The sequence below is a fragment of the Streptomyces sp. MS191 genome (assembly GCF_008042125.1).
GTDB lineage: Bacteria > Actinomycetota > Actinomycetes > Streptomycetales > Streptomycetaceae > Streptomyces.
In genome coordinates this window covers 1-7717 of sequence record NZ_RDBI01000135.1, presented here as the reverse complement: position 1 = coordinate 7717, position 7717 = coordinate 1, and the positions used below count along the sequence as shown (strand labels likewise).

9 protein-coding genes and 1 pseudogene are annotated in these 7717 nt (G+C 73.9%); 5 read left to right on the top strand and 5 right to left on the bottom strand.

Going from position 1 to position 7717, the window contains the following annotated elements; all coding sequences use genetic code 11:
* A partial coding sequence (locus tag EAO71_RS39850; RefSeq protein ID WP_222723620.1) for a hypothetical protein occupies positions 1-203 on the top strand: 203 nt, incomplete at its 5' end.
* A pseudogene (locus EAO71_RS35730) lies at positions 152-793 on the top strand (NADP-dependent oxidoreductase); the annotation flags it as partial. The gene EAO71_RS39850 and the pseudogene EAO71_RS35730, both read left to right, overlap by 52 nt.
* 116 nt (positions 794-909) lie before the next feature.
* On the opposite strand, the gene EAO71_RS35725 reads toward EAO71_RS35730, so the two are convergent.
* Both EAO71_RS35725 and EAO71_RS35720 read right to left on the bottom strand, forming a co-directional pair.
* Positions 910-1380, bottom strand: a complete 471-nt coding sequence (locus tag EAO71_RS35725) for a cupin domain-containing protein (RefSeq protein ID WP_147981973.1) — start codon at positions 1378-1380, stop codon at positions 910-912.
* A 27-nt stretch (positions 1381-1407) separates the two neighbouring features.
* Complete coding sequence (locus EAO71_RS35720) at positions 1408-2559, bottom strand: amidohydrolase family protein (protein WP_147981972.1); 1152 nt, start codon at positions 2557-2559, stop codon at positions 1408-1410.
* 189 nt (positions 2560-2748) lie between these two features.
* On the opposite strand from EAO71_RS35720, the gene EAO71_RS35715 reads away from it, so the two are divergent.
* Positions 2749-3738 (top strand): sigma-70 family RNA polymerase sigma factor, encoded by a 990-nt coding sequence (locus EAO71_RS35715; RefSeq protein ID WP_147981971.1) that lies wholly within the window; start codon positions 2749-2751, stop codon positions 3736-3738.
* Between the two features lie 61 nt (positions 3739-3799).
* Here the strand turns inward: EAO71_RS35715 and EAO71_RS35710 are convergent, their stop codons facing one another.
* Positions 3800-4840 (bottom strand): hypothetical protein, encoded by a 1041-nt coding sequence (locus tag EAO71_RS35710; RefSeq protein ID WP_261992507.1) that lies wholly within the window; start codon positions 4838-4840, stop codon positions 3800-3802.
* Positions 4841-4944: 104 nt separating this feature from the next.
* Positions 4945-5598 (bottom strand): TOPRIM nucleotidyl transferase/hydrolase domain-containing protein, encoded by a 654-nt coding sequence (locus EAO71_RS35705; RefSeq protein WP_147981970.1) that lies wholly within the window; start codon positions 5596-5598, stop codon positions 4945-4947.
* 214 nt (positions 5599-5812) lie between these two features.
* On the opposite strand from EAO71_RS35705, the gene EAO71_RS35700 reads away from it, so the two are divergent.
* Positions 5813-6331, top strand: a complete 519-nt coding sequence (locus tag EAO71_RS35700) for a DUF6328 family protein (RefSeq protein ID WP_147981969.1) — start codon at positions 5813-5815, stop codon at positions 6329-6331.
* A gap of 109 nt (positions 6332-6440) precedes the next feature.
* Here EAO71_RS35700 and EAO71_RS35695 read toward each other — a convergent pair whose 3' ends face one another.
* Positions 6441-6770 (bottom strand): STAS domain-containing protein, encoded by a 330-nt coding sequence (locus EAO71_RS35695; RefSeq protein ID WP_147981968.1) that lies wholly within the window; start codon positions 6768-6770, stop codon positions 6441-6443.
* 343 nt (positions 6771-7113) lie between these two features.
* On the opposite strand from EAO71_RS35695, the gene EAO71_RS35690 reads away from it, so the two are divergent.
* Positions 7114-7461, top strand: coding sequence for an SH3 domain-containing protein (locus tag EAO71_RS35690; RefSeq protein ID WP_147981967.1), 348 nt, complete (start codon positions 7114-7116; stop codon positions 7459-7461).
* Positions 7462-7717 lie beyond the last annotated feature (256 nt).

Below are 7717 nucleotides of genomic sequence, written 5' to 3'. Positions count from 1 at the left end.
CGCAGCTGTCCGCCCTCGACCAGGGAGGTGATCTCCCGGAGCCCGGCGTGGTCGGGTTCGACGAGCATGAAGACGGCGCGGACTCCGCGCGCCTCGGCCTCGGCGGCCGGGAAGGTGGCGTCCGGCGGGATGATCGAGACGAGGATGCCGCCCGGCCGGAGCGTGCGCAGCGACCGTGCCCAGTGGGCGCCGCCGAGGACTGAGCCCCGTCGAGGCCGGCGCGCTGCCCCTGGCCGCGCTGACCGCCTGGCAGGCCCTCGTCGACACCGCGGACGTACGCCCCGGTCGGCGGGTCCTGATCCACGCCGCCGCCGGGGGAGTGGGGCACCTGGCCGTCCAGATCGCCAAGGCCCGCGGCGCGTACGTCATCGGCACCGCCGGCGCCGCGAAACACGACCTGCTGCGGGAGCTCGGCGTCGACGAACCGATCGACTACCGCACCCAGGACTTCGCCGAGACCGTCCGCGACGTCGACGTGGTCCTGGACAGCCTCGGCGGCGCCCACTGGGCACGGTCGCTGCGCACGCTCCGGCCGGGCGGCATCCTCGTCTCGATCATCCCGCCGGACGCCACCTTCCCGGCCGCCGAGGCCGAGGCGCGCGGAGTCCGCGCCGTCTTCATGCTCGTCGAACCCGACCACGCCGGGCTCCGGGAGATCACCTCCCTGGTCGAGGGCGGACAGCTGCGCGTGCTGGTCGACGAGGTCTTCCCCCTCGCCGAGGCCGGCCGCGCCCACACGCGGGGCGAGACCGGCCGTACGACCGGCAAGCTCGTCCTCTCCGTCACTCCCTGACGGCACGTCGCCGACGAGCGGGGCCCGTGACCGGTGGAGCGCACCCCGGCCAGGAGGTGGCCGGGGGAGCCCGCGGCCGCCCCGAGGGGCGTCGCGGTGGTGCCGGCGGGACGCGGTCAGTCCGGTCGTCGTTCCTCATAGGTGATGCCGTGGCGGGCGGCGACGCGGTTGAGGCGGGCCGGATCGAGCCGTCCTGCCACCGTGAGCGCCGGCCGGGCCTCGACGAGGTCCTCCACGAAGCACTCCCAGCCGCCCGGCGACGAGATCTGCAGGACGCGGGGCGGCCGCCCGGCGCCGGGGCGCAGGGCGTGCGGTACGCCATGCGGAAGCAGCACGAACTGCCCGGCCGTCAGGGCGTGGGTCCGGTCCTCGATGTCGACCAGGAGCTCCCCCTCCAGCACGTAGACGCTCTCGTCCGCGATGTGGTGGACGTGGCGCGGGATCTCCTGGGCGAGGACCACTTCGAGCAGGGAGAAGCGGCCCTCGGTGTCGTGCGTCCGGGCCTTGACCGAGAACGCGGGCGGGAGCGGGATACGGCCGGGCCGGGCGGCCCCGGACTCGAGCAGGACGAAACGATCGTGGGTCATGGTGTTCCTCTCCAGGGTCGGGCGGTGTCAGCGGGCGTGGCGGACCCCGCGCCGCCAGACGGCGGCCGGCGCGGCGAGGACGGAGACGTCGCGCGTCGGATCGCCCGCCACCAGCAGCAGATCCGCGCGCAGGCCGGGGGCGATCCGGCCCCGGTCGGTCAGTCCGAAGTGCTCGGCGGGGACGACGGTCGCCGCGGCCAGCGCCTCGCCCGCGTCCAGCCCCGCCGCGCACAGCAGCTCCAACTCGCGGTGCAGTCCGGCGCCGTGGGAGGGCGCGAACGGGGTGGCGTCGGTCCCCGCGAGCAGCGGCACTCCGGCCCGGTGCAGGTCCCGCAGCGACCCCACGGCGTGGGCCAGACGACCGGGCGGCGCGCAGGCGGCGGCGCCCGCCCCCTGCGCGCCGATCGCCTCGAAGTACGCGAGCGTGGTCACGACGAACACACCCTGGTCGCGGACCCGTTCGGCCAGCCGCCGCCCCGCCGGATCCCCCGGAGCCAGATCGGCCCAGACGTGCGCGAGCCCGTCGACCCCTGCGTCCAGTGCCACCTCCACCTCGGCGGCGGTGATCGCGTGGGCGAGCACCTTCAGTCCGGCGTCGTGCGCCGTCGCGGTGAGGGCGCCCGCGATCTCCCGCGGGAGTACGGGGAGTTCGGCTCCGTGCACCGTCCCGTCGTCGATGACGATCTTGAGGAAGTCGGCGCCCTCGGCGAGCCGGGCCTTGACGAACTCCTCGGCCTGCTCGGGCCGGGTGACGAAGTCGAGCTCCGTCACGTCGGCCGGGTCCAGCACGCTTCCGGCCAGCAGGGTCAGCAACTGCGTGGGGTGGCCACCGGGCGCGGTGGCCACGGTGCCGGCGCTGCGCAGATCGGCCACGTCGTCGCTCCCGTCCGCCAGCGACCGGTGCCGGGCCAACGGCCTGGGCAGGCAGAACATGTCGATCTCGGTGGTCACCCCGTACCGCAGCGCCTCGGCCAGGCTGCCGTCGAACACATGGGTATGGGCGTCGACCAGACCGGGCGTCAGCGTGCCGCCCCGCCCGTCGACCTCGACGTCCCAGCCGCCGGCGTCCTCCGCACCGCCACCGACCGCCGCGATGACGCCGTCCTCCAGCACCACCTCGGTGAGGCCGAGCCGGTCCCGGCCGTCGAACACGTGGACATGATGAATCCGTGTACGCATCTGAAGGGCTCCCGTACGTGCCGCTCGTGCCGGGGAGGCCGTTCCTCCCCGGACGCCACCACAGAGGCCGCACCCCTGCGGGGTGTGACATCGCGGGCCGGGAGCGTGCGCTGTCTCACACCCGCACCCGTCCATGTCACACCCGCGCCCGCACGGCACTCTTCGGTGACGGCAGACGAGGAGACATCCATGACACCCGACCCACCGTCCGAGCGGAACGCCGGTTCACGGCCCGAGCGGATCCCCGACCCACCGTCCGAGCGCATCCCCGGCCGGCCGTCCGAGCGGATCCCCGACGCGGTGACCGACGCGTTCCTCGGTCACCGCGAACTGCTGTTCTCCGTGACGTACAACATGCTCGGCACCGTCGCCGACACCGAGGACGCGCTCCAGGAGGTGTGGCTGGCCTGGGCCGCCCGCCACGGCAGACCCGACGCCGCGCCGGTGGACAATCCCCGGGCCTACCTCGTCCGCGCGGCCGTGAACCAGGCACTCGCCCGGCGCACCGCCATGAGCCGCCGCCAGGAGACGTACGTCGGCTCCTGGCTTCCCGAGCCCCGGGTGACCGAGGAGGTGCCCGACGGTGCCGAGCGGGCCGAGCAACTCTCGATGGCCGTCCTCGTCGTCCTGGAGTCCCTCTCGCCCCTGGAACGCGCCGTGTTCGTGCTCCACGACGTGTTCGGCTTCGCGCATCCGGAGATCGCCGGGATCCTCGACCGGTCCCCGGCCGCCGTGCGTCAGCTCGCCACGCGGGCCCGCCGCCACGTGCGGGACCGCCGTCCCCGCCACCGCCCCCGGCCCGACCTCCACGCCGAGGTCACCGAGAAGTTCGCCGAGGCCGCGCTGGGCGGCGACCTCCGGGCCCTCATGGAGGTGCTGGCCCCGGACGTGACGCTCTGGACGGACGGCGGCGGCAAGGGGCCCGCGGTCAGCCTCCACCCCGTACGCGGCCGAGACCGGGTCGCCGCGGTGTTCATGGCCGTGGCCCGGGCCCTGCCGCCGCAGGGGTTCGACATCCGCTACCGGCGCGTGGCCGCCGATCCCGGCGCGCTCGTGTTCTCCGGCGACAGCCCCCTCGCCGTGGTCGTCGTGGACCTCGTCCCCGGCGGTGACACGATCGCCTCCGTCTTCTCGGTCACCAACCCCGACAAGCTGATCCACGTACGGCGTGCGAGATAGCCGGAAGGGGCTCCGGTCCGGCGGGCGGCCGGAGCCCCGGAGACACCGGAGCGGCCGGGACTCAGGCCGGGATCCACGCCAGCGCGAACAGGGCCACCCCGAGGAGCGCGGGCAGCGCCAGGCGGGTGTGGCGACCCACGCCGAAGACCGCCCCGAAGGCGGTGAAGACCAGCGTCAGCATGCCCGCCAGACCGGCCAGCAGCCGCAACGCGTCCCGCAGCGGCAGGTCCTGGGCGATCTGGGTGCTCGTGACGATGAAGGCGATGACCGCGGCCAGCAGTCCGAGACTGCCCAGGGTCTCCGACCGGAGGCGGGTGATCTCGGCCTGCTCGTGGGCCCGGGTCTCCCGCGTGACCTGCTCCACCTGCGCCTGCATCGACACCTCCAGCCGCTCCGCGGTCTCCCGCAGGCCACTGCGGATGGCCTCGGTCTCCCGTCGCAGGACGATGTCGGCCCGGATGCGGTGGTACTCGACGACCCGTACCGCGTACCCCGAGCGTGCGGAGTCCTCCAGATCCATGGCTCGCTGGATCTGGGTGAGCGCGGTGTCGAAGTCGCCTGTGAGGGCGGCGAGTTGCGCCCGCACGGCGCGGTAGCGCGGCTGCTCCGGACTGATCTCGACCGCCCGGTCGACCTGCGACAGAGCAGTCCGCAGGTCCTCGTCGGCGACGTCGGCGCCGCTCCATCCGTACTCGGCGAGCACCCGGGCGTGGTGCGCGACGAGAGCGAGGTTGCCCGGGTAGGCCTCCAGCGCCGACGCGGCGTGGCGCAGTGCCGTCGGCAGGTTCGGCCCCATCGGGTCCAGCAGTGCCAGGTCGGACTCGAGCAACGCGCGCATGGGCACGGAGCCGAAACGTGCGGCATGGCGGAGGTACACGGTCCGGAAGCGGCTGCCGTCCAGGGCCCGCCGGTGGCGCGCGAGCAGGACGTAGAACGCGTTGAAGGCGCGCAGCGGGTCGGAGTCGTCCCCTATCACCCGCTCCAACGCCTCCAGATCGGCGTCGACGAGCGAGGTGCACACGGTCATGGCGGCGCTGTGGTGCTCGGCCGACTCCAGGGGCGGCAGGGCACCCAGGGCGGTGGTGATCTCCCCCGGTGACATGGTGATCACCATAGCGGCGGCACCGGGACCGCGAACAGCGGCCAGGCGGCCGACGCCTGGCGATCGCCGGTCCCGGGCGGGCCCCGGCGGGAGGGCCGCCGCCGTCAGACGTGCGCGAGCAGGTCCTCCAGCGGCCGGGGAACCCGCCCGAGGTCCACGTGCGCGACCAGGGCGCGCGCGTACTGGGCCTTGCGTCCGCTGTGGGTGCCCATGAAGCGCCGCAACTGGTGCTCCACGGGCCGTGTCCGCTGCGCGGGCTGGCTCCGGAACGTGCGGAAGGGCCGCGTCTCGCCCTGCTCCTCGATCACCTGCTGAACGCCCGCGGCGCCGAGGGCGCGGATCAGCTCGTCCTCCAGATCGGCGACGCACACGTGGAACCCGAGTCCTGCCAGCCCGTCGCGCGTCAGTCCGGAGCCGAGTCCGACCCGTTCCAGGTGGCGCCGGAAGTACGCCTCCTCGCCGACGTCGTAGAGGCCGGCCACCGGGATGTCCAGGCCGGGGGGACCGCACACGTCCAGGAAGTGCCCGATGTTCGTCGCACCTCCGAGCGGCACGACCACCACGCCCTCCGCGGGCAGATCGCGGCCGGCACGTAGCGCCAGTGCCTCGAGTGCGGCCCGGTCGCTGCTTCCTTCGACGAGCACGATCGAGCGCACCCCGCCGGCCGCCTCCCGCGCCGCCCCGGCGGCCGCGTCCGCTCCCGGTCCACCGGCCGCCCACGCGGCCAGGGCCTGTCGGAAGTGCTGCTTCTCGTCCATGATCTTCCCTCCCGCGGCCATCCTGGCAGGCCCGAAGCCGCCGCGCAGGTGGGTTTCCGCGGGCTGACGGCTACCGCCGGCGGTCCCGCCCGGGGCATTCCGGAGGCGCGTCGGCCGGCGGCGCGGGACGCCGGAGGCCGGGGGTTCGCCGGCGGGGGAGTCCGGCGCCCGCCGAGGGGAGTGTGCGGCGCCCGCCTGCGGGCAAGCGGACGCCATGGCTGACGATGCGATATCCGAGCGGAAGACGGACGAACGAGCGACGAGGCGCCGGGAGACGCCCGAGGAGAGGGCGGACCGGCAGTGGTCGGAGCTCGTCCAGGAGATCCGGGTCGCGCAGACCGGCGTGCAGATCCTGCTCGGCTTCCTGCTCACCGTGGTGTTCACGCCGCACTTCCAGTCGCTGGGGCAGACCGAACGGACGATCTACCTCGTGACCGTCGTCCTCGGTTCGCTCGCCACGGGCGCGCTCATCGGACCCGTGGCCTTCCACCGCATCGTCTCGGGGCGGCGCATCAAGCCGCAGACGGTCGTCTGGGCCTCCCGCCTCACCTTCACCGGGCTGGTCCTGCTCCTCGCGACGCTCGTGTCCGCCCTGTTCCTCATCCTGAGGGTCGCCACCCACGACGGGTACGTGCCCTGGCTCGTGTCGGGGGTCCTGGCCTGGTACCTGGTGTGCTGGTTCGGCCTGCCGCTGTGGGCGCGCAGCCGCTACACGAGCGGCGACGAGGACTGAACACCGCGGTACGGGCCGCCCCATGGGTCCGTCCTCGGCGGCGGCGCGGTCCGCCGCGCCGCCGCCGACGGTGCCCCGGAACGGACCCCGCCCCGTGCCGGGCGCACTTCTACATGTCGCGGGCGGCGTCCACGTTCCCGGCGCGAGGGAAGATCTCGTCGGCGCCCGTCACCTGCAACAGCCGCAGCAGCTGGTCGGGCACGGGGCCGCTGAGGACGAGGGGCACCATCTGATGCAGCCGGATCAGGCAGTTCAGGCCGCTGGAGTCGGCGAACGTCAGCCCGCTCACATCGAGGATCAGGCGACGCACGCCCGACTCGAAGGCTGCTTCCTCGCCTGCCTGTTGGAGGCCGGGAGCGGACTCCACGTCCAACTCGCCCGCGCAGTGGATCACGCGGACGGGCCCTTCCTCGGGCTCGGTGCTCACCTGAAGCCGCATGCGTCGTGCTCCTCGTGTTCATGGTTCGGCGTCAAGAGCGAACCTCTGGTCAAGGCTTCCCCCACCAAGCCCCTACCTCACCCCCACGGCAGGAACACATCACGGTCGTCGCACGACGAGCCGGTCCGGCCCCGCGCGGCACGCGCGTCGGGCGGGACCGACGTCGAACCGGGCGCAGGGGGTCCCGCTGCCGCGTTCGGCGACACGCTCGTACGGGCGGCATCCACGGCGGTCCGGGCGTGTCAGGGCGGCGGCCGCGCACTCCGTGCGGATAGTGGCAGACGGCGGGCACTGAAACGACGCCCCCGGTCGTCACCCGAGCCGTGTGGAGAGCAGGCCAGACATGAAGAGAGCACTCGTCGCCGTCGTCGGAGCCGCGATGGTCATCGGCCCCGTGGCCGCCCCCGGATGGGCGGCCGAACGGCACGACCCGACCCGCGGCCCCGTGACGGCGAACACCTCGTACCCGGTCGGTGAGGTCGTCTCCGACGCGCCGCTCAACGTCCGCCAGAAGCCGACGATCTACTCGGACATCGTCAAGGTGCTCCGTCCGCACGAGCGGATCCAGCTCAACTGCGAGAAGCGGGGCGGCTGGGTGGACGGCAACCCCGTCTGGTACCGCATCCAGGGCTTCAACGGCTGGGTCTCCGCCCGCTTCGTCCACAACCACCAGCCGGTCCGCCCCTGTTGACCGATCCGGAAGGCACGGCGGCGGGGTGCCGCCGCACCGCCTGACGCGGGTGCGGGCGCGGGACCGGCAGCCGGTCGCCGCCGCGTCGCGTGACCGCGTCCGGCGCAGGGGATGACGCCGGACCGGCGCTAAGGCCCGCTCCCGGTCCGGGTGTTGYAGCGATCCGAGTCCGACCGCCAGCACCACGTCACGGCCGATCGGCACCGTTCCGCGCCCGGCGACTCGCCGGTCCTCTCCCGCTGTCGTCATACGGGTC

What these genes read in the sequence shown, in the direction of transcription:
- EAO71_RS35695 (WP_147981968.1), bottom strand. Translation starts at nt 6,770, where the DNA reads ATGCGGCTTCAGGTGAGCACCGAGCCCGAGGAAGGGCCCGTCCGCGTG.
- EAO71_RS35690 (WP_147981967.1), top strand. Translation starts at nt 7,114, where the DNA reads ATGAAGAGAGCACTCGTCGCCGTCGTCGGAGCCGCGATGGTCATCGGC.
- EAO71_RS35700 (WP_147981969.1), top strand. Translation starts at nt 5,813, where the DNA reads ATGGCTGACGATGCGATATCCGAGCGGAAGACGGACGAACGAGCGACG.
- EAO71_RS35715 (WP_147981971.1), top strand. Translation starts at nt 2,749, where the DNA reads ATGACACCCGACCCACCGTCCGAGCGGAACGCCGGTTCACGGCCCGAG.
- EAO71_RS35720 (WP_147981972.1), bottom strand. Translation starts at nt 2,559, where the DNA reads ATGCGTACACGGATTCATCATGTCCACGTGTTCGACGGCCGGGACCGG.
- EAO71_RS35705 (WP_147981970.1), bottom strand. Translation starts at nt 5,598, where the DNA reads ATGGACGAGAAGCAGCACTTCCGACAGGCCCTGGCCGCGTGGGCGGCC.
- EAO71_RS35710 (WP_261992507.1), bottom strand. Translation starts at nt 4,840, where the DNA reads ATGTCACCGGGGGAGATCACCACCGCCCTGGGTGCCCTGCCGCCCCTG.
- EAO71_RS35725 (WP_147981973.1), bottom strand. Translation starts at nt 1,380, where the DNA reads ATGACCCACGATCGTTTCGTCCTGCTCGAGTCCGGGGCCGCCCGGCCC.